Consider the following 24,554-nt stretch of genomic DNA (forward strand, 5'->3'; position numbering starts at 1 on the left):
CCAGGGCATAGGTGTGGACGAGCAGACCGGTCAGCGCTCCCACGCACAGAGCGAGAAACGCGAGATCAATCCAGCGGTCCAGTTCGATCGCCCACTGCGGTGGGTGGGCGTGACGTGCGATTACGTGAAGGGTGCCGGGATGCACAGAAGAGACCTGCCCTGCTTCGCCACCCCGATAGTGGGCCGCGACGCCCGGCATGGTTACGCGAATCCGGCCACCCGCCCGTCCCTGCCACCCCGCGATTCGTCCCCGGACCGGCGATATTCATCCCAACAGGCGCGACAGCACGGGCCACGCGGCGCACGATCGACGGCAACCAAAGGAGACCGACCATGGACCGCCGCACCCTGCTGAAGACCGCTCTCATCCTGCCCCTGCTGCCCCTCGCGGCCAAGGTGGACGCCTTCGTCACCGGCGGCGGTCGCTGGCTGAAACCCGGAGCATCCGGCTGGCCGACCGATGCCGACTGGGACGCGCTGAACCGTCAGGTGGGTGGCCGTCTCTCGATACCGAAGAACCCGTTGCTGGATCCTGCCACCCGCGCAGACGCGCTCGCCCACATCGGCAACCAGTTCTACGTCGGCGATCAGCCGGGCCTCACGCAGACCGGCGCCTACTTCCGGGCATGGACGTCGACGCCCAGCGCCCGCGTCCTGGCAGCCGAGAGCGCCCAGGACATCGCCACGGCCATCGCCTGGGCTCGTCGGCGCCGGGTGCGCCTGGTCGTTCGTGGCGGCGGCCACAGCTACCTCGGTGCGTCCAACGCACCGGACTCCCTGCTCATCTGGACCCGCCGGATGAACACCGTCGAGATGATCGACAGCTTCGTTCCCCAGGGGGCTGCCTCCGGATCTATCGGCGTACCCGCAGCCCACGTCGGTGCGGGCGCCATGTGGATCGACGCGTACCACGCGGTGACCACGGTAGGCGGTCGCTACATCCAGGGCGGCGGCTGCACGACAGTCGGGTGCGCCGGTTTCACCAACGGCGGCGGCTTTGGCAGTCTCTCGAAGGGCTTCGGCACCGGTGCGTCAAACCTGCTGGAGGCGGAGGTCGTCACGGCGGACGGAAAGATCCGCATCGTCAACGCCTTTCAGGATCCCGAGCTGTTCTGGGCATTGAAAGGCGGTGGCGGTGGCAGCTTCGGCGTCATCACCCGCCTCACCTTCCGCACGCACGATTTGCCCGAACAGATCGGCGGGGTCCACGGACGCATCGAGGCGGATAGCGATGCGAGCTTCGTCGCGCTCGTCGCGCACGTACTTCGACACTTTCGCGAGAACCTCTGCAATCCCCACTGGGGTGAGCAGATCGAATTCCATGGCGACCGCCACATCGATCTCTCGATGTTGTTCCAGGGACTCAGCGAAGACGAGGCGAAGGCGGCGTGGCAACTCTTCCTGCAGTGGGTTGCGGGCCGACCGGCTTACACGTGGGTCAAGCCGTTCTGGCTGAAGGCGATGCCGGCGCGGCACTTCTGGGACCTCGCTTTCTACCAGAAGTACGGCCTGACCTTCGCTGTGCCGGACGACAGGCCGGGCGCGCCCGCTCATCACATGATGTGGGCGGGCGATAAGGAACAGGTGGGAACGTACATCCATGCGTATACGTCGGCATGGCTGCCTTCGCGTCTGCTTCAGGACAATCAGGTGGAGACACTGGCCACGGCGATCGTCGAGGCATCACGCGAGCTGGGCTTCTCGCTGCATTTCAACAAGGGGTTGTTCGGTGCTTCCGCGGAGACGCTGGCGCAGGCACGCGACACTGCGATGAATCCCGACGTGCTGGACGCCTTCGCCCTGGCCATCATTGCGAACGGTGGTCCGGCGGTTTTCGAGGGGCTGCCCGGCATGCATCGGGACGATGCGAAGGCGCAGCAAGGTGAAGACGCGACGCGGAAATCGTATGCGCGCCTGACGCGCGTCGCGCCGGGTGCGGGCGCGTATTTTTCCGAAAGCGATTTCTTCCAGAAGGACTATAAAAAAGCGTACTGGGGGACGAACGTACCTCGACTCGCGGCGGCCAAGCGGAAGTACGATCCCGAAGGAATATTCGCGGTGAGAAACGGGATCGGCTGAGGCAGGTGCTATCCCGCCGCGCGCGGATCAGTCGCCTCACGAGTTCCGCGCAATTCGCACGCGAGCTCATGCGTGTGCGCCTACCGCCATTCGAGCAAGGCGCTTAGGCGCCCATCAAAAATGGGTCGATTACCGGAGTACTCTCCTAGCTGACCTGAACCGATGGCGTCGAGAACCATCGGTCAAATCGCCGTCTTTATAAAGCGATGCAGACTCAATCTCGGAGGCTGGGATCACCTTCAGCCATTCTGTAGCATCGAAGGATTGAAGTGCACCGTACCGAGCCAGATTTTCCACGAGATCGGTACGCTCCCGAATCAATTGGCGACCATAATTCTTCACCCCCGCGATAGTCGGCTCATCCGGGGATGCCTCCGACATCGACCTCACCGCCCTCAGCACGCGCACGAGTCTGGCTATGTCTCTGATCTCACTATCCAACGACGCTTTTCGATCAAACGCGCGCTTTAATGAGAATGCCCTGTATTCCGTTCGAGTCTCCGGCAAGAACTTCAGCGAATCTTTGTCTCGTGTTATGGAGAACGCCGGAATTAACTGGATGTGCACCATAGCGGATTCATGCACCCCACGAATTCCGGAGATCAGACCGCAGTAGACCTTCCTCGATTTGAGGCAAATCATGACGAGTGAGTCATCAGAGACAGCACGGCGAACCAGCTCATCGAGAGCGGTGACGTGCTCGGACATCTCGCGCCAGTAAGTCCACACGCTTACACGCCTGCTATCAGCTGGTGCCTTAAGGCGTTTCCGCCACCACAAGTACCCATTCGCCGCATGCCCAAAAAACGCTGCGAGCATGATCGCCCCGAGGAACGTCATGCTGTAGGGAACGGGAATTGCCTGGTGGAACCAGTCCATCAATTCGCGAAACGGGCCCTCTGAGGGAAGGTGTCGCCGTAGCGACGCGGCTATGGCAAACGCGATGCAGCCGATGCTGAAGCCTGCGATCACGCATGAGAAAAACTGCCGCTGTCCATCTGCGCGCGCCAGTCGAAAGCGCGTTCGATAGAAAATTGAGTTAAAAATGAAACCCGCCGCGAGCAGCGGCAAAATCCCTACTAGTGAAGCGCCACTAGATGTGCCCAAGTTCGCGCTTCCCTGTGAAAAACTTGCCGCCGATATAAATGCCTACTTTTTTCGGAGACGCTCTATCGATTGCATCGCCTTTTTGCCCTCAGCCTCTGAGGTGTACAGGCCAGCATTGCCACGCACGTACAGGGCATCGCCCGAGACACGCATGGCCCGATCGCGTGCGGTGGCGACCTCTTCTCGCGCGAAACTCTGAGCAAGTTTGACCAAGCTATCGACTCGCTGCTGGGTGCTCAACCCGAGACCAGCCTTCGACTGAGAGTCGAGTAACTTGAGTGTCGCTTTCTTAAACGTTTTGAACGTCGCCATCGATGCTCCTCCCAGCGACACTTTGCGCGCCGCCACTTGGTATTCAATAGGCTGGGGGCTCCACCGGCAGCAAGGATTCTCTGACAGTACCGTCGCCGCATAGAAAAAAGGCGCTGACCAGAGTCAGCGCCTTTTTAGAAAACTGGTAGCGGGGGTAGGATTCGAACCTACGACCTTCGGGTTATGAGCCCGACGAGCTGCCAGACTGCTCCACCCCGCATCAGAGTCAGCAAGTATACGGACATGGCCGGATTCTTGCAAGCGTTCTGCAACAAATAATCGGGAAAGTTCGCATCGGCTCAGAACCAGGGCGTCACCCCGCCCTTATTCGCCACCCTCCCCGCCCGATACGCCACTACGGTCCCAGCCCATGGAACCGATCCTGTGGGCGAAAGACGCATAAAAAAAGGCGCGGACCGAGGTCCGCGCCTTTTCCGTCATTCATCGGGCGACGTCAGCCTCAGCTGGCGAACGCCTTCTGGCACCAGGCCAGCAGCGGCGACCAGGTGAAGCCCAGCACGAGCAGCGCGAGCGCGTTGATCGAGAGTACCCAGCGCGACGGCGCGTCGGCGACGGCACGCACGTCGGTGCCTTCCACCGGTGCGTCGAAGTACATGATCTTCACCACGCGCAGGTAGTAGTACAGGCCGATGATGGCGAACACGGCGCCGACCAGGGCCAGCCAGAGGAAGCCCGCGTCGACGGCGGCCTTCAGCACCAGCAGCTTGCCGAAGAAACCGAACAGCGGCGGCACACCAGCCAGCGAGAACATCACCAGAAGCATGAGGAACGCATACCACGGCGAACGCTGATTGAGCCCCTTGAGGTCGTCGATCTCTTCGCACTCGAAGCCCGAACGCGACAGAACGATGATCATGCCGAAGGCCGCGGCGCTGGTGAGCGCATAGCTGACCGCATAGAACATCGAGGCCGAGTAGCCTTCCGGACCGGCGTTGACCAGACCTAGCAGCAGGTAGCCCATGTGCGAGATGGTCGAATAGGCCAGCAGGCGCTTGAGGTTGGTCTGCACGATGGCGACGAGGTTACCGATCGCCAGCGAAAGCACCGCCAGCGTTGCCAGCATCATCTGCCACTGCGGCGCCAGGCCGGTCGCGCCACCGGCGATATCGCCCATGCCGGTGGACAGCAGACGATAGGCCATACCGAACGCCGCCAGCTTCTGCGCCGAACCGATGAAGATGGTCACGGCGGTCGGCGAACCCTGGTACACGTCCGGGATCCACATGTGGAACGGAGCCGCGCCCAGCTTGAAGCCGATGCCGACGATCATGAAGACCAGGCCGAACAGCAGCAGAGTCTTCCACTCGGTGTTGACGATGGCGGCGTGGATCGTGTGCAGGTCGAGGCTGTGGGTCGCACCGTAGACCATCGACATGCCGTACAGCAGCATGCCCGAGGCCAGCGCACCCAGCACGAAGTACTTGATCGCCGCTTCCGACGACAGCTGCGAATCGCGGTTCAGCGCGACCAGCGCATACGACGAGAGCGTCAGCAGTTCGAGACCGAGGTACACCGTCACCAGGCTACCGGCGGACACCAGGAACATGATGCCCACCGTGGCGAAGATGGTCAGCGTATAAAACTCGCCGAACGGAATCGCCCGCGCCTTAAGGTAAGGACGCGCATAGACGAAGATCACCGCGGTGATCAGCAGCGAAAACACCTTCAGCACTTCGGCCACGCCGTCGCGGATGAACATGCCGCTGAAGGCGGTGATGCTGGTGTCCGGCTGACCGCTGACGACGAGGTACGCGCCGATCACCAGGACGAGGATGGAAAGCCAGTGGACTGCGCCCTTCTGTGCCGGCGAGAGCCACGCGTCCATGAGAAGCAGGACGCAGGCCGCCAGCACGAGGTAAACCTCGGGAAGCAGGATCAGGATGTCGTTGATACCAGGCATGGATAGTTCCCGCTCAGACTTTGGTGATGGCCAGCTGCTCGACGATCCGAGCAACCGAGGCATCCATCAGGTGGACCAGCGGCTCCGGCCAGATACCGAAGACCAGCACACCGGCGGCGAACGCGCTCAGCATGAAGATCTCGCGACCGTTGACGTCCGTCAGTTCCGCGACGTGCTTGTTCTTGACGTCGCCCCAGAGGACGCGCTTGACCATCCACAGCGTGTAGGCCGCGCCGATGATCAGCGTGAACGCGGCGAACAGCGCGATCCACGGGTTGGCACTGAACGAGGCCAGGATGACCATGAACTCGCCGACGAAACCGCTGGTGCCCGGCAGGCCGCTGTTGGCCATGGCGAACAGCACGTAGAACGGGGCGAAGATCGGCATCACGTTGATGACGCCGCCGTAGTCCTTGATCTGGCGGGTATGCATGCGGTCGTACAGCACGCCGATGCAGCTGAACATCGCGCCGGAGATGAAGCCGTGCGAAATCATCTGGACCATGGCGCCCTGCATGCCCAGGCGCGCGGCCTCGACATTGTTCGACTCACGCACCAGCAGGAAGGCGATGAAGATACCCAGAGTGACGAAACCCATGTGGGCGATCGACGAGTACGCCACCAGCTTCTTCATGTCCTGCTGCACGAGCGCGATGTAGCCGATGTAGCAGACCGCGATCAGGCTGAGGACGATGACCAGCCAGGCGAAGTGATGCGACGCGTCCGGCACCATCGGCAGGCTGAAGCGGAGGAAGCCGTAGCCACCGATCTTCAGCATGACCGCCGCCAGCACCACCGAACCGCCGGTAGGTGCTTCGACGTGGGCATCGGGCAGCCAGGTGTGTACCGGCACCATCGGCACCTTGATAGCGAAGCCCAGCAGGAAGGCGAAGAACAGCCAGCTCTGCTCGGTCATCGTCAGGTGCACGTTGGCCATGTCGGCCATGGCGAAGCTGCCGCCGGTCTTGTGATACAGGTAGATCAGGCCGATCAGCATGAAGATCGAGCCGAAGAACGTGTAGATGAAGAACTTCAGCGTGGCATACACACGGCGCGGACCACCCCAGATACCGATGAGGATGAACATCGGGATCAGCATGGCTTCGAAGAACACGTAGAACAGCAACGCGTCCGTCGCGCAGAACACGCCGATCATCATGCCTTCGAGGATCAGCATGGCCGCCATGTACTGGTGCGGCTTGTTCTGGATGACTTCCCAGGCACCGACGATCACGAGGATCTGGGTGAAGGTGGTCAGTACGATGAGCGCGACGGAAATACCGTCGACGGCCAGCGAGTAGTTGATGCCCAGTGACGGAATCCAGCTGAACGATTCGTTGAGCTGAAGCGTACCGGTGGAGGCATCGTAGGCAGGCAGGAGGGCAAGGCTGGCGGCGAAGGTGGCAACCGCGACCAGCAGCGAGATCCAGCGGGCGAGACCCGGACGACCGGCGCCGGCCAACAGCACCGGAATGGCGCCGACGACCGGAAGCCAGATCAGCAGGCTGAGCAAGTGATTCGACATATAGCTCGTTTCCCTTATTGCCCGATCAGCCAGTACCCGCCGAGGAGCAGGATAAGACCGAGGATCATGGCGAACGCGTAGTGGAAGAGGAATCCGGATTGCAGGCGACGGGTGCCGCTCGCGATGCGCTGTACGAGGCCGGCCGAGCCGTTGACGATGGCGCCGTCGATGATGGCGGTATCGCCCACCTTCGAAAGACCTTCGCCCAGCTTGACGCCGCCCTTCGCGAACACCGCGAAGTAGAGTTCATCGATCCAGTACTTGTGGTCGAGCAGGTTGAACACCGGCTTCAACGCGTTCTTCGCCTTGTCGGCAACGGACGGGTTGAACAGGTAGACGTAGGTGGCGACGACGAAGCCCGCGAACGCGATCCAGAACGGCGGCTGCAGGAACCCATGCAGGCCGGCCGCCAGCGCACCGTGGAACTCGTGACCGAGTTCGCCGAGCACGTTGTTGGCTTCGTTGACGTGGATCGCCTTGCCGAACCAGTCGCCGAACAGCATCGGACCGACCGTGAAAGCACCGATCAGGATGGACGGAATGGCCAGGAGCACCAGCGGTACGGTGACGACCCACGGCGACTCGTGCGGTGCATGCTCGAGAACGCCCGGCGTGTGATGGCCGTGATCGTCGTGCGCGTCGTCGTGGTGGTCGGCATGGGCGTCATGACCGTGGCCATGCGCCTTGTGCTCGACGGTGAAGCGCTCCTTGCCATGGAAGGTCATGTACAGCAGGCGGAAGCTGTACAGCGAGGTCACGAAGACGCCGCCCATCACGCAGAAGTAAGCGTACGTCGCGCCCCAGCGATGCGACTCGCCGACGGCCTCGATGATCGCGTCCTTCGAATAGAAGCCCGAGAAGAACGGCGTACCGGCCAGGGCCAGCGAGCCGATCCACATCGTGATCCACGTCACCGGCATGTACTTGCGCAGGCCGCCCATGTAGCGCATGTCCTGCTCATGGTGCATGCCCATGATCACCGAACCCGCGCCGAGGAACAGCAGCGCCTTGAAGAAGGCGTGGGTCATCAGGTGGAACACGGCGCCGCTATAGGCGGACACGCCGAGCGCGACGGTCATGTAGCCGAGCTGCGAGAGCGTCGAGTACGCGATAACGCGCTTGATGTCGTTCTGCACGATACCGATCAGGCCGGTGAAGAAGGCCGTGGTCGAACCGATCACCAGGATGAAGGAAAGCGCACCCTCGGTCAGTTCGAAGATCGGCGACATGCGCGCGACCATGAAGATACCGGCGGTCACCATCGTCGCCGCATGGATCAGCGCGGAGATGGGGGTCGGGCCTTCCATCGAGTCCGGCAGCCACACGTGCAGCGGCACCTGGGCCGACTTGCCCATGGCACCGATGAACAGCAGGATGCCGATCACGGTCGCGGCGTCCCACGCATGGTTCTGCGTGATCTGCAGCGTCTTGCCGACCAGCTCGGGAGCGTGGTCGAAGGCGGTCTGGTAGTCCAGCGTCCCCATGAAGTACAGGATGGCCGAGATACCGAGCAGGAAACCGAAGTCACCCACGCGGTTGACCAGGAATGCCTTGAGGTTCGCGAAGATCGCGGTCGGACGCTTGTACCAGAAGCCGATCAGCAGGTACGACACCAGGCCCACCGCTTCCCAGCCGAAGAACAGCTGCATGAAGTTGTTGCTCATGACGAGCATCAGCATCGAGAAGGTGAACAGGGAGATGTAGCTGAAGAAGCGCGTATAGCCCGGGTCTTCTTCCATGTAGCCGATGGTGTACAGATGCACCAGCAGCGACACGAAGGTCACCACCACCATCATCATGGCGGTGAGACGGTCGACCATGAAGCCGACCGACGCGTGGTACTTGCCGATCTCGAACCAGGTGTAGATGTCCTGGTTGAAGTTCTGCGCACCGGCGAAGACCAGCTGGTAAAGCACGTAGAACGAAAGGGCACAGGAGATGCCGACACCGAGGATGGTCGCGGTGTGCGCCCCTGCCCGGCCGATCACCCGACCGAACAGGCCGGCCAGGATCGAGCCCACCAGCGGCGCCAGTGCGATCGTCAGCAGGATTGAAAGCGAGAGACTCATCGGATCAACCCTTCATGCTGTCGATTTCGGCGACATTGATCGTGCTGCGGTTACGGAACAGCAGGACCAGGATCGCCAGGCCGATGGCGGATTCCGCCGCGGCCACGGTGAGGATGAAGAACACGAAGACCTGGCCGCCGACATCGCCGAAAAAGCGCGAGAAGGCGACGAAGTTGGTGTTCACCGCCAGGAGCATGAGCTCGATCGCCATGAGCAGCACGATCACGTTCTTGCGGTTGATGAACAGTCCGGCGACCGCGATGCAGAAGAGGATCGCGCCGAGGACGATGTAATGGGAAAGCGTGATCACTTGGCGTTCTCCTGCGTCGGATCGACAACCGGGGCCGGAGCCGGGCTGACGGAAGCCATGGTTTCGCTGGCGACCTTGACCACGCGGACGCGGTCGGTGGCCTGGACCACCACCTGCTGCGAGGCGGTCTGGTGCTTCACGCCCAGACGCTGGCGGAGAGTCAGGGCCACGGCGGCCACCACGCCCACGGTCAGGATCAGTGCGGCGATCTCGAACGGAAGCAGGAAGTCGGTGTACAGGGCCTTGCCCAGCCAGGCGACGTTGGACTCACCCGCCGGGTTGGGACCGAGCGTATGGGCGTGCATGGCCTTGACGCCGATCATCGCCAGCATTTCGACCAGCATGACCAGGGCGACGATGATGCCGACCGGCAGGTAGCGGATGAAGCCCTCGCGGACGACCTCCTGCTTGATGTCGAGCATCATGACGACGAAGAGGAACAGCACCATCACCGCGCCGACATAGACGACGACGAGGGCGATGGCGAGGAACTCCGCTTCGGCCAGCAGCCAGACGCAGGCCATGCTGAAGAAGGTCAGCACCAGCGAGAGCACGGCATGGACCGAGTTCTTCACGGTGATGACCATCAGCGCGGCAATCACGGATATGCCGGCGAAGAGGTAGAAACAGATGAGTTGGAGCAGATCGGTATTCATCGCTTGTTCTCCGGGCGCCTCAGCGGTAAGCCGCGTCTTGCGCGCGGGCGGCAGCGATGTCCTGCTCGAAGCGGTCACCGATGGCCAGCAGCTGGCCCTTGGTCACCACGTTCTCGCCGCGATGTTCGAAGTGGTACTCGTGCACGTGCGTTTCGACGATGGAGTCGACCGGGCAGCTCTCTTCGCAGAAACCGCAGAAGATGCACTTGAACAGGTCGATGTCGTAACGCGTGGTGCGGCGCTGGCCGTCTTCCGGCCGCGGAGCCGAGTCGATCGTGATGGCCAGGGCCGGGCACACCGCCTCGCACAGCTTGCACGCGATGCAGCGCTCTTCACCGTTGGCGTAACGGCGCAGGGCGTGCAGGCCACGGAAGCGGTTCGACTTGGGGATGTGCTCGAACGGGTAGCGCATCGTGTACTTCGGGCTGAACATGTAGCGCATGGTCAGGCCCATGCCGGCGAACAGCTCGAGGAGCAGGAGGCTCTTCAGGTAATGGATAACGCGGGTCATGGCGATCAGGCTCCCGTGCCGAGATGGACCCAGCCGAAATACTTCAAGCAGCCGGCGACGAGGACCCAGACGATAGTGATGGGGATGAAGACCTTCCAGCCGAGGCGCATGATCTGGTCATAGCGGTAGCGCGGGAAGCTCGCGCGGAACCACAGGAACAGGAAGGCGAAGATGAAGGCCTTGATGAACAGCCAGTGGAAACCGCCGTGACCGAGCAGGCCCCACGATTCCGGGAACGGCGACAGCCAGCCACCCATGAAGAAGATCGAGGTCAGGAAGCTGACCAGGATCATGTTGGCGTATTCCGCGAGGAAGAACAGCGCGAACGGCGAGCCGGAGTATTCGACGTGGAAGCCCGCGACGATTTCCGATTCGCCTTCCGCCACGTCGAACGGTGCGCGGTTCGTTTCCGCCACGCCCGAGACAAAGTAGACGACGAACACCGGCAGCAGCGGCAGCCAGTACCAGGTGAAGAAGTTGCCCGCCTGCGCGTTGACGATAGCCGAGAGGTTCAGGCTACCGGTGAGCACCAGCACGCAGACGATCGACATGCCCATGGCCAGCTCGTACGAGATGACCTGAGCCGCCGCGCGCATGGCGCCGAGCATCGCGTAACGCGAGTTGGACGACCAGCCGGCGAGGATGATGCCGTACACGCCCATCGAGGTCATGGCCAGCAGGTAGAGCACGCCGGCGTTGACGTTGGCGAGCACGACTTCCGGACCGAACGGCACCACCGCCCACGCGGCAAGTGCCGGCACCAGCGCCAGCAGGGGCGCAAGGTAATAGAGCACGCGGTTGGCGTTGGTCGGAAGGATGACTTCCTTCAGCAGCAGCTTGACGACGTCGGCGAAGGCCTGAAGCAGACCGGCGGGACCGACCTTGTTCGGCCCCATGCGGACGTGCATCCAGCCCAGCACCTTGCGCTCCCACCAGACGTACAGTGCGACGCCGATGACCAGCGGCAGCACGATCGCCAGGATGAAGAGGATCGGCAGCAACAGGTGGTCGAAGAGTTGATCGGCCATGGTTTACGCCTTGCTCACGGTAATGGCCGCGCCGTATGGGGGCAGCATGGCGGTTTCGGAATGCGCGGCTTCGATCCAGACGGCGCCGGCAGGCACCGCCGCGTCGAAAGCCACCGGCAGGACGACGTCGCCGATGCGCGCGTTGGCGCCATCGGTGAGACCGAGCTTGCCGGCCTCTTCCGCACCGATGCGGATGGCGGCGGGACGGTTCAGCGGATGCGCATTGAGCGCACCGGCACGACGAAGCACGGCGTCGCCGCGATAGATCGGCGTGGTGGCCAGACGCGAGAGCGAGACGCCGTTGCTGCGCGAACCCAGCACCTGGCGGACGTCCGAAGCGCGTTCGGTGAACCCTTCACGCAGACCGGCGAGGTCGTCGAACTCGAAGCCCGCCACGTTGAGCATCCCGCCCAGCGCGCGCAGCACCTTCCAGCCCGGACGGGCGTCGCCCGGTGCCTTCGCACCGGCGACGACGGTCTGCGCCGTACCTTCGACGTTGACCAGGGTCGCGTCGATTTCCGGCGTCAGACCGATCGGCAGGATCACGTCCGCCGAGTCCTTCAGGGCGTCGCTGGCGTAAGCCGCGAAGGCCACGACCGTCTGCGCCGAATGCATCGCCCGCTGCGCGAGTGCGCCATCGGCGAAATCGTGCGGCGGCTCGACGTTGTACAGGATGTAACCCTTACGGGCCTGGGCGAGCATGCCGCGCGCGTCCAGACCGCCAGCGGTCGGCAGGACGCCGACCGACGACAGGCCCAGCGCGTTGGCGCCGACCGGGATTTCGTTGAAGGCCGCACCGGCCGCCTGCGCGATGAAGCGAGCGATGGCACGCAGCCACGAGGCTTCCGGATGGGTGACCGCGGCGTGGCCGAAGATGACCACCGCGTTCTCGCCGAGCGCCTTGAAGGCGTCGCGGTGCGCGTCGGTCGTCTCCACGCCGTTCAGCGCGGACGCCAGCGACTCCGGCACCGAAGCGCCGTTCTCGCCGGCCGCCTTGGCCAGGATCAGCAGTTCGTTCACCAGCGCGTGCGGCGCGGCGACCGATTCACCGGCCAGCGGGTAGTTGAAGTTGAAGTGGGCCGGATTGACCGCGTACACCCTGGCGCCCTTCTTCACCGCCTGACGCAGGCGATGGTTGAGGAGCGGCACTTCGTGGCGCAGGTCCGAACCGACCAGCAGCGCGGCCTTGACCTTGTCGATCGAAGCGATCGGCGAGGCGAACGGCTTCGCGAACGCGTTATCCGCAAAGTCGAGCTGACGCAGGCGGTGATCGACATGAGCACTTCCCAGACCGCGTGCGAGACGGACGATCAGCTCGCCCTCCTCGTTCGACGTGGCGCCGTTGACCAGCACGCCGAGCTCGGCGCCGGAGATGCTCCTGAGCGCTTCGGCGGCGACAGCCAGCGCGTCTTCCCAGGTCGTCGCCGACCACTGGCCGTTGCGCTTGACCATCGGGGTCTTGACGCGGTCCGCCGCGTACAGGCCCTGATGGCTGTAACGGTCACGGTCCGAGAGCCAGCACTCGTTGATCGTCTCATTGTCGCGCGGCACGTTGCGCAGCACTTCGCCGCGGCGCGTATGCATCCACAGGTTGGAGCCGAGTGCATCGTGGTAGGCGATGGACGGACGCGCGATCAGCTCCCACGCGCGGGCCTGGAACTGGAACGGCTTGTTGGTCAGCGCGCCGACCGGGCAGACGTCGATGATGTTGCCCGACAGTTCGCTCTCGATGGTCTTGCCGATGTAGGTGCCGATCTCGAGGTTTTCACCACGGCTCATGCCACCCAGTTCGTACGTGCCGGCGATCTCGCTGGTGAAGCGGACGCAGCGCGTGCACTGGATGCAGCGGGTCATCTCGGTCGCGATCAGCGGGCCGATGTTTTCGTCGGCGACGGTGCGCTTGCGCTCGTTGTAACGCGACACCGAGCGGCCGTAACCCAGCGAGACGTCCTGCAGCTCGCACTCGCCGCCCTGATCGCAGATCGGGCAGTCGAGCGGATGGTTGATCAGCAGGAATTCCATCACGTTGCGCTGCGACTTCAGCGCCTTGTCCGAGCGCGTGAAGACCTTCATGCCCTCACCCACCGGCGTGGCGCAGGCAGGCGCGGGTTTCGGCATCTTCTCGATTTCCACCAGGCACATGCGGCAGTTGGCGGCGATCGGGAGCTTGCGGTGGTAGCAGAAGCGCGGGATGGCGATACCGACGGCGTCGGCCGCCTGGATGATCATCGACCCCTTGGCTACCTGCACCGGAACGCCGTCGATCTCGACGTTGACGAGGTCCGGCGCGGCATTGGCTACGGGCTGCGCACTCATGCAGCGACTCCAGTGGTGACCGTGTCAGCCGGACCGTCGACGATCGAACGGCCATGCTTCACGTAGTATTCGAATTCGTGCCAGAAGTGGAACAGAAAGCCCTGCACCGGCCACGCCGCGGCTTCGCCGAAGGCGCAGATGGTGTGACCTTCGATCTGACCGGCGATCGCCTTCAGGCGATGCAGGTCGTCTTCCGTGCCCTTGCCTTCGACGATGCGCGACAGCACGCGGTGCATCCAGCCGGTGCCTTCGCGGCACGGGGTGCACTGACCGCACGACTCCGCCATGTAGAAACGCGAGATGCGGTGGCAGGCGCGGACCATGCAGGTGGTCTCGTCCATGACGATCACGGCACCGGAGCCCAGACCCGAACCCGCCTTCTGCAGCGAGTCGTAGTCCATGGTGCATTCCATGATCTTCTCGGCCGGCAGCACCTTCATCGAGGAGCCGCCCGGGATCACCGCCTTGAGCTTGTTGCCGTTGCGCACACCACCTGCCAGCTGCAGCAGGTCGGCGAACGACGTGCCCAGCTTGATCTCGAAGTTGCCCGGGTTGGCCACGTGGCCGGACACCGAGAAGATCTTCGGGCCGCCGTTGTTCGGCTTGCCGATGTTGAGGAACCACTCCGCGCCGTTGCGCAGGATGGCCGGCACCGAGGCGTAGGTCTCGGTGTTGTTGATCGTGGTCGGACGACCGTACAGGCCGAAGCCGGCCGGGAACGGCGGTTTGAAGCGCGGCTGGCCCTTCTTGCCTTCGAGCGATTCCATCAGCGCGGTTTCTTCGCCGCAGATGTACGCGCCGGCGCCGAGCGCGTTGAAGATGTCGACATCGATGCCGGAGCCGGCGATGTCCTTACCCAGCAGGCCAGCCGCGTAGGCTTCCTTCAGGGCTTCTTCGATGTGCTCGAACGGCTCGTGATGGAACTCGCCGCGCAGGTAGTTGTAGGCGACGGTCGAGCCGGTGCAGTAGCAGGCGATGGCCAGGCCTTCGAGCACCGCATGCGGGTTGAAGCGCAGGATGTCGCGGTCCTTGCAGGTACCCGGCTCGGATTCGTCCGAGTTGCACAGGATGTACTTCTGGCCGGGTGCCGTGCGCGGCATGAACGACCACTTCAGGCCGGTCGGGAAGCCCGCGCCACCGCGACCGCGCAGCGCGCTCTTCTTCAGTTCTTCGATCAGCGCGGCGGGATCCGGCTTCTCGGCCAGGATCTTGCGCCAGGCCTTCCAGCCATCCATCTTCTCGTAGCTTTCGAGCGCCCACGGCTTCTCGAAATGCAACGTCGTATAGACGACCTGGTGTTCCTGCGGTGCGGGTCCGACCGGACCAGTGGTGCTAGCCATTGCCCTTACCTCACTTCAGACCGTCGAGAATGGCGTCGACCGATTCGGCCGTCAGCTTCTCGTGGTAATGACCATTGACCACCATCATCGGCGCGCCGGCACACGCGGCCAGGCATTCCTCTTCCTGCTTGAGGTAGATGCGGCCGTCGGCGGTGCTCTCGCCCGTCTTGATGCCCAGCTTCTTCTCGCACTGACGCACGATGCCTTCGGCACCGTTCAACCAGCAGGAGATGTTGGTGCAGATGGCGACGTTGTTACGACCGACGGGAGTCGTCTCGAACATCGAGTAGAAGCTCGCGACTTCGTACGCCCAGATCGGCGGCAGGTCGAGGTACTTGGCGACGGCGGTGATCAGCTCGTCGGTGAGGTAACCGACGTTCTGCTCCTGCGCCGCCATCAGCGACTGGATCAGCGCGGAACGCTTGCGATCCGGCGGGAACTTGGACACCCAGTGATCGATGTGCTGACGGGTGTGATCGTTGAGCACGGCGAGGGGATCGACGTCCTTGACCTGCTCGAATTGACCGGTGGCTTTCATGATTCAGTTCACTCCGTCGACTTAGCGGTCGACTTCGCCGAAAACGAGATCGTAGGTGCCGATCATCGCGACGACGTCGGCGAGCATATGGCCCCTCACGATCGCGTCCATGGAGGACAGATGCGCAAAGCCGGGCGCGCGCAGATGCACGCGGAAGGGCTTGTTGGCACCGTCGGACACGAGGTAGCAGCCGAATTCGCCCTTCGGCGCTTCGACGGCGGCATAGGTTTCACCGGCCGGCACACCATAGCCCTCGGTGAAGAGCTTGAAGTGGTGAATCAGCGCTTCCATGTCGTTTTTCATCTCTTCACGACTGGGCGGAGCGACCTTGTAGTTCTGCACCATCACCGGACCCGGGTTGGCCTTCAGCCACGCCACGCACTGCTTGATGATGGCGTTCGACTGGCGCATCTCCTCGACGCGGACCAGGTAGCGGTCGTAGCAGTCGCCGTTGACGCCGACGGGGATGTCGAAGTCCATGTCCGCGTACGCGGCATACGGCTGCTTCTTGCGCAGATCCCAGGCGATGCCCGAACCGCGCAGCATGGCGCCGGTCATGCCCCAGGCCTGGGCCTTCTCGGGCGGAATCACACCGATGCCGACCGTACGCTGCTTCCAGATACGGTTGTTGGTCAGCAGCGACTCGTATTCGTCGACGCGCGCCGGGAAGTCGTTGGTGAACTCGGTGAGGTAGTCGAGCATCGAGCCTTCGCGCCAGGCATTGAGGCGCTTGAGGTCGCCGCCCTTGTGCCACGGCGACTCGCGATACTTCGACATCTGCTCCGGCAGGTCGCGATAGACGCCACCCGGACGGTAATACGTGGCGTGCATGCGCGCGCCCGACACCGCCTCGTAGACGTCCATCAGCTCTTCGCGCTCACGGAACGCGTAGAGGAAGACGGCCATGGCGCCGAGATCGAGTGCGTTCGAACCCACCCACATGAGGTGATTGAGGATGCGGGTGATCTCGTCGAACATCGTGCGGATGTACTGCGCGCGAACCGGCGCCTCGATACCTAGGAGGTTCTCGATGGCGCGCACGTAGGCGTGCTCGTTGCACATCATCGACACGTAGTCGAGGCGGTCCATGTAACCGATGGACTGGTTGAACGGCTTGGACTCGGCGAGCTTCTCGGTGCCACGGTGCAGCAGGCCGATGTGCGGATCGGCGCGGACGATCGTCTCGCCGTCCATCTCCAGCACGAGGCGCAGCACGCCGTGCGCAGCGGGATGCTGCGGGCCGAAGTTCATCGTGTAATTGCGAATTTCTTCCACGGCTTAATTCTCCCGCCAGTGATCGGCGGATTCCGCCCTGGCCTGATCGAGATCGGCGTCATTACGGATCGTGCGCGGAACGAGCACGCGCGGTTCGATCGAGACCGGTTCGTAGACGACACGCTTCTGTTCGGGGTCGTAGCGAACCTCGACGTTGCCGATGAGCGGGAAGTCCTTGCGGAACGGATGGCCGACGAAGCCGTAATCGGTGAGGATGCGGCGCAGATCGGGGTGACCATCGAAGATGATGCCGAACAGATCGAACGTCTCACGCTCGAACCAGTCCGCGCCCGGGAAGATCGGCGTGATGGACGGAACGACCGGGAACGCGTCGTCTTCGCAGAACGCGCGCAGGCGAATGCGCTGGTTCAGCTCGATCGACAGCAGGTGGATGATCGCGGCGTAGCGGCGCGGCTGCTCGACGTTGCGCGGACGCTCCGCCCACGTGAAGCGGCCGGCGCTCTGGCCTTCGACGCCGCGCGAGAAGCTTTCGCCGTGCGCGGTGTCCGTGTCCCACTCGGTCTGGCCGTAGCTGAGGTAGTCGACACCGCACACGTCGATGACGATGGTGAAGCGAAAGCCGGCTTCGTCGCGCAGCGCGGTGGCGACGGCGGTCATGTCGCGCGGAGACACCTCGGCGGTGACCTCGTTGCGCTCGACCTTCACCGTCAGCATGTCACCGAAACGCGCGGCGAGCCGTTCGACCAGCGAGGTCTCGTTAGTAACACTCATGTTCGAAGCCCTGTTCAGCGCGCGATCGTGTGGGTGCGGCGGATCTTCTTCTGCAACTGCAGGATGCCGTGGATCAGCGCTTCGGCCGTCGGCGGGCAACCCGGCACGTAGATGTCGACCGGCACGATGCGATCGCAGCCACGAACGACCGAATACGAATAGTGGTAATAGCCGCCGCCATTGGCGCAGGAGCCCATCGAGATGACCCACTTCGGCTCGGGCATCTGGTCGTAGACCTTGCGCAGCGCGGGGGCCATCTTGTTGACCAGCGTACCGGCGACGATCATCACGTCGGACTGGCGCGGGCTGGGACGGAAGACGACGCCGAAGCGATCGAGATCGAGGCGCGCGGCACCCGCGTGCATCATCTCGACGGCGCAGCAGGCCAGACCGAAGGTCATCGGCCACATGGAACCGGTGCGGGCCCAGTTCATCAGCGCATCGATGCTGGTCACGCCGAAACCGCGGTTGACGACCGGTGCGTCACCATTGGGGCGCAGGATGTCGTCGACGAGGTTGAGCGGCGCCGGGTTGTGCATCACCCGGTCGATGGTGGTCATCACTCCCATTCGAGTGCTCCCTTCTTCCAGACGTAAGCAAAGCCGACGACAAGCAGCGCGAGGAACAGCGCCATCTCGACCAGGGCGATCAGGCCGATCTTGTCGAACACCACCGCCCACGGGAACAGGAAGGCGATTTCGAGATCGAAAATGATGAAGAGGATGGCGATGAGGTAGTAGCGCACGTCGAACTTCATGCGCGCATCTTCAAAGGCCTCGAAGCCGCACTCGTAGGGCGAGAGCTTCTCCGCGTCGGGACGGCGGGGACCGGCAAGCATGCCGAGCGCCATCAGGACGATACCTAGGCCAACGGCCACGGCAATGAACAACAGGACGGGCCAATATTGGGCAAGCACGATGCTGCGTACCTCCGCGCCTCACTGGGCGCATCAGTGACCGTCGGCGGGGACGAGCGGTCCGGCTAGGGTCGCCGGAGTTTTTTTCGGATCGATCCAAATGGATCGATCCGAGCCGACGCGACGGGCGCGCCAACGACTCCGGATATCCACAATCTCACGTTGGGGAACCGAACTATTGTACCAGTGCGTGCAGGTATACCTACAAGCCTTAATGCGGGAAAAACATCACCGCGTGAGGCAAAAACCTCACCCCATGCATGCAATCGCAGCGTTTTGCGGCGGGAAGACCTCGGAAGGGCGCCGGATGCGCCCTCCTCTCACATGGTCTGGGTCGGACGCTCGGAGGCGAGGCTACCGGCGAGAAGGGCCTCGATACGCTGACGGGCGGCTTCGCTCTCAGACGATTCGTTGAACTGGATCCCGACGCCGGCCGTACGATTGCCCTGCGCGCCGACGGGGGTGATCCAGACGACCTTGCCCGCGACCGAAAGGCGCTCGTTTTCGTCGATCAGGGTGACCAGCAGGGCCACTTCGTCGCCCAGGCTGTAGCGCTGCGCCGTGGGCGCGAACAGGCCGCCGGTCTTGAGGAACGGCATGTAGGCGACGTAGAGCGCGTTCACATCCTTGATCTTCAGCGAAAGGATGCCCTGACGCGGCGAGGAGACGTTGGCGTTCATGCAAGCGGTTTCCCTGTAATAGCGGCCATCCTAGCTAGCCGATGGGCCGGGCCACAAGCCCGACTGGCTCCGGATCCTGGCATGCCCAGCCATAGTGGTCGTAGATCCAGGGCGTGGACAAGTCGGCGGTGAGCTTCACGAAAGCCGGACCCGGCGCATCGCGCAGCCGCAGCAGCCAGCCGTCACCCGAGGATTCCAGCGGCGCCTCGCGCCACGGCCACGCGACGACACCCTGCCCGTCCGCCAGCACGACGCGCAACCGGCGGCGCGCCAGCACGCCCGGCCGCCACGGCAGGAGCAGGGATCCGACACCGGGCGCCGCGGCAGGCCGGTCGAAGCGCTCGGGCCGCGACGCCACGCCGAGCATGCGTTCGCGACTGAGCGCCATCTGAGTGTGGTGTTCGAGCACGGCGGCCAGCTTGGTGGCCTGCCGCTCGGCATCGAGGTCGGGCACCCACAGGTCGTCGGGCGCACTGCGCTCCGTGCCGTGCACCATATAAGTGAGTACGTCCGCCATTGAACCGGCCGCCGACAGCGCCAGCCGGGCAAGAACGTGGGCGGAGCCGTGATCCGGGTGGGTATCGCCCAGATCGGGAATCACCACCAGGGTCGGCCGGACCCGCTCGATCACCCGCCGGACGGCGGTCACGGCGGCGGTATGCCGCCGCCTGAGCTCATCGGTTACCTGCATGTCATGCCAGCCCAGCGCATGCAACTGGTCAGGCGGTACACCCAGGCGCCCCAGGGCCCCGGCCACTTCGAGACGACGTCGCGCACCCCAGCGGGCACGCGCCGGTGCATCGATGATCACGCGCCGCTCGACCCAGCGCTGCGGCCAGGGGTTGTCGTCGCCATCGGTCAGCAGGAGCACGTCGGCCCGCCCGCCCATGGCCAGGGTGCGCTGGATCAGCATGCCCGCGGCGAGCGACTCATCGTCGGGGTGAGGCGCAACCACCAGAAGCCGGGTGGCGCCGTCGATGACGGGGTCACGATACAAAGGGTCTTTCCTCACACAAGTGACGGGCACGACCATTAGGACCGAATGGCCGGTAAGGCCGCGTCAACGCCAGGCGGCAAGCAGTTCGAGAAGAATGAGGTCGACACGCAGCGGACCGCGCAGGGCGTCGCGGGCCCGGTTGACCCGCCCGTACCAGTGGTCCAGTGCCTCGTCGTCGAGCTGACTCTCGAGCGGCGCGGGCTTTCCGGCCGTACGCGCACGCAGCTCGTCGGTCACCGCCTGCGCGGCGAACCAGAGATAGCGCGCCGGCTGCGCGGCCTGCCAACGCTTGATGACCTCCATGGCGTCGCCTCGGCCCGCGGCAAGCGCCTTCAGATCGTTGCGTACCTCGGAGCGCTGTTTGAGCGCACCGTCGGCGGACCACTCGCGCGCCATGCCGGGGTTACCGCCGGCCGCCTCGAGCGCGGCCGGCGCGTCGGAGACGCCTTCGGCGCGTAGCCAGGCCAGCGACACCTCGCGCGAGGGAACCAGGAAATCGATGCGCTGGCAGCGGCTGCGGATCGTCGCCGGAAGCCGCGCGGGCTCGTCAGCCACCAGGATCAGCAGCGTTGCCGGCGTGGGTTCTTCCAGCGTCTTCAGCAGGGCGTTGGCGGCGGCGGCGTTCATCGCGTCGGCCGGATCGACCGTGGCGATCTGCCAGCCGCCGAACTGACTCGACATCGCCAGCCGGGCCGACAGGTCGCGGATCTGGTCGACCACGATCTCGCTTCGGGTGACGCCGTCCTTGCGCAGGCCGAACGTCAGCGTCACGACATCCGGATGGGTGCCGGCGGCCACCAGGTGGCAGCTGCGGCAGATACCGCAAGGTACGCCATCGACCGGTTGCTGACAGAGCAGGCCCTTGACGAATGCCGCCAGAAAATCGCGCTTGCCCAGCCCCGCGGGCCCGGCCAGCAGCAGCGCGTGCGGCAGCGCATCCCGCTCGCGGCGGGCCTGCATGCGAGCCCAGGCGTCCTCGTGCCAGGGGCGCGACGTCACGCGGTCACCGCCGCGATGACGTTCATGGCCCGGATCCGGCTGCGCTGGAGTGTCGTCACTGGCATCGCTTCAACTGGTAGCAGGCCACGGCCCGGTTATGTTCTTCGAGGGACGACGAGAAGACGTGGCTGCCGTCGCCTTTAGCGACGAAATACAGCTCCTTGCCGTCCGCCGGATGCACCGCCGCCAGGATCGCCGCGCGCCCTGGCAGCGCGATCGGCGTCGGCGGCAGACCTGTCCGCGTGTACGTATTGTAGGGGGTGTCGGTCGTGAGGTCGCTCTTGTGGATGCTGCCGGCGTACGACGCGCCCATGCCATAGATCACCGTCGGATCCGTCTGCAGCAGCATCCGGCCTTCGAGACGACGCACGAAGACGCCTGCGATTCGCGGACGCTCATCCGCCCTGCCCGTTTCCTTCTCGACGATCGAGGCGAGGATCAGCGCCTCGTAGGCGCTGGCCAGCGGGAGATCTTTCGCGCGACCGGCCCAGGCGGCATCGAGCGTCTTGCCCATCGCCACATACGCTCGCTTGAGGATGCTCGACTCCTTGTCGTCTTTCACATAGGCATAGGTCTCGGGGAGGAAGCGCCCTTCCGGGTTGTCGCCCTCCGGGGCGCCGATCAGGCGCATGATCGCCGCATCGTCGAGGTCCGCGGTGTCGTGGGTCAGCGTCGGCACCGCCGCGAGCGTGCGACGCAGGTCGGCAAAGCTCCAGCCATCCACGATGGTCAGGTTGCGCTGCAGGACACGGCCATTGGCCATGTCGCCGATGAGATCGCGCGGCGTCATCCCGGGACGCAGGGCGAACTCGCCCGCGTGCAGGCGGCCCGAGGCGTGCATCTCCATGGAGAGCACGCGCCAGTACAACGAGGGCGCCGCGGTCGCATGGCGGTCGCGCAGGTCACGCACGATGTCCCTGAATGACGCACCGCGTGCTACGTCGATGCTCTGCCCGGCGGCGGGAATCGCCAGCGGGGTACGGGCGAAACGCGCCCAGTCGAACCACAGCCAGGACCCGGCGGCGATCGCCGCGACCAGCACCACCAGCAAAATGACACGCCAGAGGGCGATGCCGCGCACTTTCATCGATCGGAATCCTCGAAGCCGACAGGCAACGGCAGGCCCAGACGTCCCCAGTGCGCCTGAAGCGCACGCGTGACGGGACCGGGCTGCCACGACCGGGTCGCGAAGACCCGAACGGGAAGCATGCCCCGAACGGCCGACGTGAGGAAGACCTCGTCGGCTTCGGCAAGTCGCAAGGGGCTGATCGGAGCTACCTCGACGTTGCGAATGGCGAGCACTTCGGCACGCGCCACACCGGCGACACCGCAGCGATCCACCGGTGGCGTCACCAGTCGCCCATCGAAGACAGCAAACACGTTGGCGGCGGTGGCACAGACAACGTCGCCGCGATCGTCGAGCATGAGACCCTCGGTCCAGGTGGCATCGGACCATTCGGCACGGGCCAGCACCTGCTCCAGACGATTGAGATGCTTCATCCCGGCCAGCAGAGGCTGCGTGGCGAGGCGGGTGTCGCAAAGACGGACGGAAACACCCTCCGCGTAGGCGCCGGCATCCAGCGACAGCGGAGCGACCTGCACGACCACGCGTGGCCGTTGCGGCTGTGGCGGCGCATACCCGCGCATGCCATCGCCACGGCTGAGCGTGACGCGGACCACCGCATCGCTCAGGTCCGTGGCAAGGCGCTCCACTTCAGCGAGGATCGCATCCACGTCCGGCACGGGCATGCGCAGGCGCGTGCAACCATCGCGCAGCCGGGCCACGTGCCGCGGCCACAGCGGGACGCGCCCGTCGACCATGCGTAATGTTTCAAACACCCCGTCGCCGTAAGTGAAACCCCGGTCGGCCGCCGGGATACGGTCGCCATCGACGAAATCCACGGAAACGCGCGCGCTCATCCGGCGCCGAACACCCGCAGCAAGCCGCGCGCCTTGGCCCGCGTCTCGTCGAGTTCCTTCTCCGGCACGGAGTCGGTCACGATGCCCGCGCCCGCACGGAACGAGACCTCGGTCCCTTCGACGGTCAGGGTACGGATCAGGATGTTGAGATCCATGTCGCCCTGGTCATCCAGATAGCCCAGCGCGCCCGTGTACGCACCACGCGCCTCCTGCTCCAGTGCGCCGATGATCTCCATGCACCGAACCTTCGGACAACCGGTGATCGTTCCGCCAGGGAACGTCGCCGCGATGATCTGTCCGGGCGTGATCCCCTCGCGTGCGCGACCCGACACGTTGCTGACGATGTGATGCACGTGAGCGTAGCTCTCCACCACCATCAGCTCGTCGACGCGGACGCTGCCCGGCACGCAGACACGCCCGAGATCGTTGCGCTCGAGGTCGATCAGCATGACGTGCTCGGCACGCTCCTTCGGATGCGAGGTGAGTTCGCGAATTTTCTCCACGTCGTCATCGCCGGCGACACGCGGTCGCGTACCGGCGATCGGCCGCGTCTGCAGCACGCCGCCGCGCGACTCGACCAGGCGCTCGGGTGACGAACTGACGATGGCCCAGCCCGGTTGCTGCAGCAGCCCGGCGAACGGCGCCGGATTGGCCTTGCGCAGCGCGAGCATCAGGCTGGCCGGTAACGGCGCCTGGGCGAAACGCGCACACCAGCGCCGTGAGAGATTCACCTGAAAAACGTCGCCCGCACGCAGGTGCTCGTGGATACGCGTGACGCCATCGAGGAAACGTCGTGGCTCGTCTTCGTCGACGGCGAGCGGCGTCGCCAGCGCCATCGACGGGGCGTCAAGCGCGAGATCGCTCTCAAGACGATCGAGCCACTCCGGGGCCGTTTCTTCCGCGACGAGAACGGTGCGCCGCTCGATGTGGTCGACCACCGCGGCGGCTGGCGCACGCAAGGCGATGGCCACCGGTGCCGCACCGTTCGATGCCGGCAGATGCAGGCCCGGCTCGATCTGCCCCACCAGTTCGTATGCCAGATATACGACCCAGCCGCCGTGAAACGGCAGGCCGTCATCGACACGCGGCCTGCGACGTCGCGACCACGCCGCATCGAGCGCGTCGAGAAAGCTTCCCTCGATGACATCGCCGCGTGCATCGCGAACGACACCGTCCGCGTACAGCGTGAGGGATTCGGTGCCGGCGGCAAACAGGATGTCGAAACGCGATTGCGGCGTTCCGGTGACGGCACTGGCCAGCAACGCCGGATAGCGCGCCGGATACGACGCGGCCGGCGCGAGGAGATCGCGCCGGCCGGCCAGG

Annotated in this window: 23 protein-coding genes and 1 tRNA gene; 1 reads left to right on the plus strand and 23 read right to left on the minus strand. The window is 64.4% G+C overall.

Features of this window, described 5'->3' with window-relative positions; all coding sequences use genetic code 11:
* Nucleotides 1-333 precede the first annotated feature (333 nt).
* Nucleotides 334-2,079 carry an FAD-binding protein gene (locus FA87_RS11520; RefSeq protein WP_043698031.1) on the plus strand — a complete coding sequence of 582 codons (1,746 nt, stop codon included), beginning with the start codon at nucleotides 334-336 and terminating at the stop codon, nucleotides 2,077-2,079.
* Nucleotides 2,080-2,208: 129 nt separating this feature from the next.
* On the opposite strand, the gene FA87_RS11525 is transcribed toward FA87_RS11520, so the two are convergent.
* The 23 genes from FA87_RS11525 to FA87_RS11635 all read right to left on the minus strand — a co-directional run bounded on the left by FA87_RS11525 (nucleotide 2,209) and on the right by FA87_RS11635 (nucleotide 24,553).
* Nucleotides 2,209-3,186, minus strand: coding sequence for a DUF6338 family protein (locus FA87_RS11525; RefSeq protein ID WP_156128545.1), 978 nt, complete (start codon nucleotides 3,184-3,186; stop codon nucleotides 2,209-2,211).
* A 42-nt stretch (nucleotides 3,187-3,228) separates the two neighbouring features.
* Nucleotides 3,229-3,498, minus strand: a complete 270-nt coding sequence (locus tag FA87_RS11530; protein ID WP_036112231.1) for a hypothetical protein — start codon at nucleotides 3,496-3,498, stop codon at nucleotides 3,229-3,231.
* A 143-nt stretch (nucleotides 3,499-3,641) separates the two neighbouring features.
* Nucleotides 3,642-3,718: transfer RNA gene (locus tag FA87_RS11535), tRNA-Met, on the minus strand.
* A gap of 240 nt (nucleotides 3,719-3,958) precedes the next feature.
* Nucleotides 3,959-5,419, minus strand: coding sequence for an NADH-quinone oxidoreductase subunit NuoN (nuoN, locus tag FA87_RS11540; protein WP_036112228.1), 1,461 nt, complete (start codon nucleotides 5,417-5,419; stop codon nucleotides 3,959-3,961).
* A 13-nt stretch (nucleotides 5,420-5,432) separates the two neighbouring features.
* Nucleotides 5,433-6,944 (minus strand): NADH-quinone oxidoreductase subunit M, encoded by a 1,512-nt coding sequence (locus FA87_RS11545; protein ID WP_036112225.1) that lies wholly within the window; start codon nucleotides 6,942-6,944, stop codon nucleotides 5,433-5,435.
* A 14-nt stretch (nucleotides 6,945-6,958) separates the two neighbouring features.
* A complete protein-coding gene (gene nuoL / locus FA87_RS11550; protein ID WP_036112222.1) occupies nucleotides 6,959-9,013 on the minus strand; it encodes an NADH-quinone oxidoreductase subunit L in 2,055 nt (684 codons plus the stop codon).
* Between the two features lie 4 nt (nucleotides 9,014-9,017).
* On the minus strand, nucleotides 9,018-9,323 hold the full coding sequence (nuoK, locus tag FA87_RS11555) for an NADH-quinone oxidoreductase subunit NuoK (protein ID WP_036112219.1): 306 nt from the start codon (nucleotides 9,321-9,323) through the stop codon (nucleotides 9,018-9,020).
* Nucleotides 9,320-9,979, minus strand: coding sequence for an NADH-quinone oxidoreductase subunit J (locus FA87_RS11560; RefSeq protein ID WP_036112216.1), 660 nt, complete (start codon nucleotides 9,977-9,979; stop codon nucleotides 9,320-9,322). The genes nuoK and FA87_RS11560 overlap by 4 nt, the downstream gene beginning before the upstream one ends.
* Nucleotides 9,980-9,998: 19 nt before the next feature.
* Entirely contained in the window at nucleotides 9,999-10,490 is a 492-nt protein-coding gene (gene nuoI, locus FA87_RS11565) for an NADH-quinone oxidoreductase subunit NuoI (protein WP_036112213.1), read from the minus strand.
* Between the two features lie 5 nt (nucleotides 10,491-10,495).
* Nucleotides 10,496-11,518, minus strand: a complete 1,023-nt coding sequence (gene nuoH / locus FA87_RS11570; RefSeq protein WP_036112211.1) for an NADH-quinone oxidoreductase subunit NuoH — start codon at nucleotides 11,516-11,518, stop codon at nucleotides 10,496-10,498.
* 3 nt (nucleotides 11,519-11,521) lie between these two features.
* Complete coding sequence (gene nuoG, locus FA87_RS11575; protein ID WP_043694688.1) at nucleotides 11,522-13,834, minus strand: NADH-quinone oxidoreductase subunit NuoG; 2,313 nt, start codon at nucleotides 13,832-13,834, stop codon at nucleotides 11,522-11,524.
* On the minus strand, nucleotides 13,831-15,174 hold the full coding sequence (nuoF, locus tag FA87_RS11580; protein WP_036112206.1) for an NADH-quinone oxidoreductase subunit NuoF: 1,344 nt from the start codon (nucleotides 15,172-15,174) through the stop codon (nucleotides 13,831-13,833). The genes nuoG and nuoF overlap by 4 nt, the downstream gene beginning before the upstream one ends.
* A 10-nt stretch (nucleotides 15,175-15,184) precedes the next feature.
* Nucleotides 15,185-15,712, minus strand: a complete 528-nt coding sequence (gene nuoE / locus FA87_RS11585) for an NADH-quinone oxidoreductase subunit NuoE (RefSeq protein WP_036112204.1) — start codon at nucleotides 15,710-15,712, stop codon at nucleotides 15,185-15,187.
* 21 nt (nucleotides 15,713-15,733) lie between these two features.
* Nucleotides 15,734-16,963, minus strand: a complete 1,230-nt coding sequence (locus FA87_RS11590) for an NADH-quinone oxidoreductase subunit D (protein ID WP_239709167.1) — start codon at nucleotides 16,961-16,963, stop codon at nucleotides 15,734-15,736.
* A gap of 27 nt (nucleotides 16,964-16,990) precedes the next feature.
* Nucleotides 16,991-17,719 (minus strand): NADH-quinone oxidoreductase subunit C, encoded by a 729-nt coding sequence (locus FA87_RS11595; RefSeq protein WP_036112199.1) that lies wholly within the window; start codon nucleotides 17,717-17,719, stop codon nucleotides 16,991-16,993.
* A gap of 14 nt (nucleotides 17,720-17,733) precedes the next feature.
* Nucleotides 17,734-18,288, minus strand: a complete 555-nt coding sequence (locus FA87_RS11600; RefSeq protein WP_036112197.1) for an NADH-quinone oxidoreductase subunit B — start codon at nucleotides 18,286-18,288, stop codon at nucleotides 17,734-17,736.
* Entirely contained in the window at nucleotides 18,279-18,635 is a 357-nt protein-coding gene (locus FA87_RS11605) for an NADH-quinone oxidoreductase subunit A (RefSeq protein ID WP_036112196.1), read from the minus strand. The genes FA87_RS11600 and FA87_RS11605 overlap by 10 nt, the downstream gene beginning before the upstream one ends.
* 320 nt (nucleotides 18,636-18,955) lie before the next feature.
* Entirely contained in the window at nucleotides 18,956-19,315 is a 360-nt protein-coding gene (locus tag FA87_RS11610) for a PilZ domain-containing protein (protein WP_036112194.1), read from the minus strand.
* 34 nt (nucleotides 19,316-19,349) lie between these two features.
* Nucleotides 19,350-20,312, minus strand: a complete 963-nt coding sequence (locus FA87_RS11615; protein WP_051943472.1) for a PIG-L family deacetylase — start codon at nucleotides 20,310-20,312, stop codon at nucleotides 19,350-19,352.
* Between the two features lie 63 nt (nucleotides 20,313-20,375).
* A complete protein-coding gene (holB, locus tag FA87_RS11620) occupies nucleotides 20,376-21,311 on the minus strand; it encodes a DNA polymerase III subunit delta' (RefSeq protein ID WP_036112192.1) in 936 nt (311 codons plus the stop codon).
* Nucleotides 21,312-21,366: 55 nt separating this feature from the next.
* Nucleotides 21,367-22,398: an endolytic transglycosylase MltG gene (gene mltG / locus FA87_RS11625; RefSeq protein WP_036112189.1), complete on the minus strand. Its 1,032-nt coding sequence runs from the start codon at nucleotides 22,396-22,398 to the stop codon at nucleotides 21,367-21,369.
* Entirely contained in the window at nucleotides 22,395-23,231 is an 837-nt protein-coding gene (pabC, locus tag FA87_RS11630) for an aminodeoxychorismate lyase (protein ID WP_036112186.1), read from the minus strand. The genes mltG and pabC overlap by 4 nt, the downstream gene beginning before the upstream one ends.
* Nucleotides 23,228-24,553: an aminodeoxychorismate synthase component I gene (locus FA87_RS11635; protein ID WP_036117348.1), complete on the minus strand. Its 1,326-nt coding sequence runs from the start codon at nucleotides 24,551-24,553 to the stop codon at nucleotides 23,228-23,230. The genes pabC and FA87_RS11635 overlap by 4 nt, the downstream gene beginning before the upstream one ends.
* Nucleotide 24,554: the final 1 nt, after the last annotated feature.

Source organism: Luteibacter sp. 9133 (assembly GCF_000800155.1).
Lineage (GTDB): Bacteria > Pseudomonadota > Gammaproteobacteria > Xanthomonadales > Rhodanobacteraceae > Luteibacter > Luteibacter mycovicinus.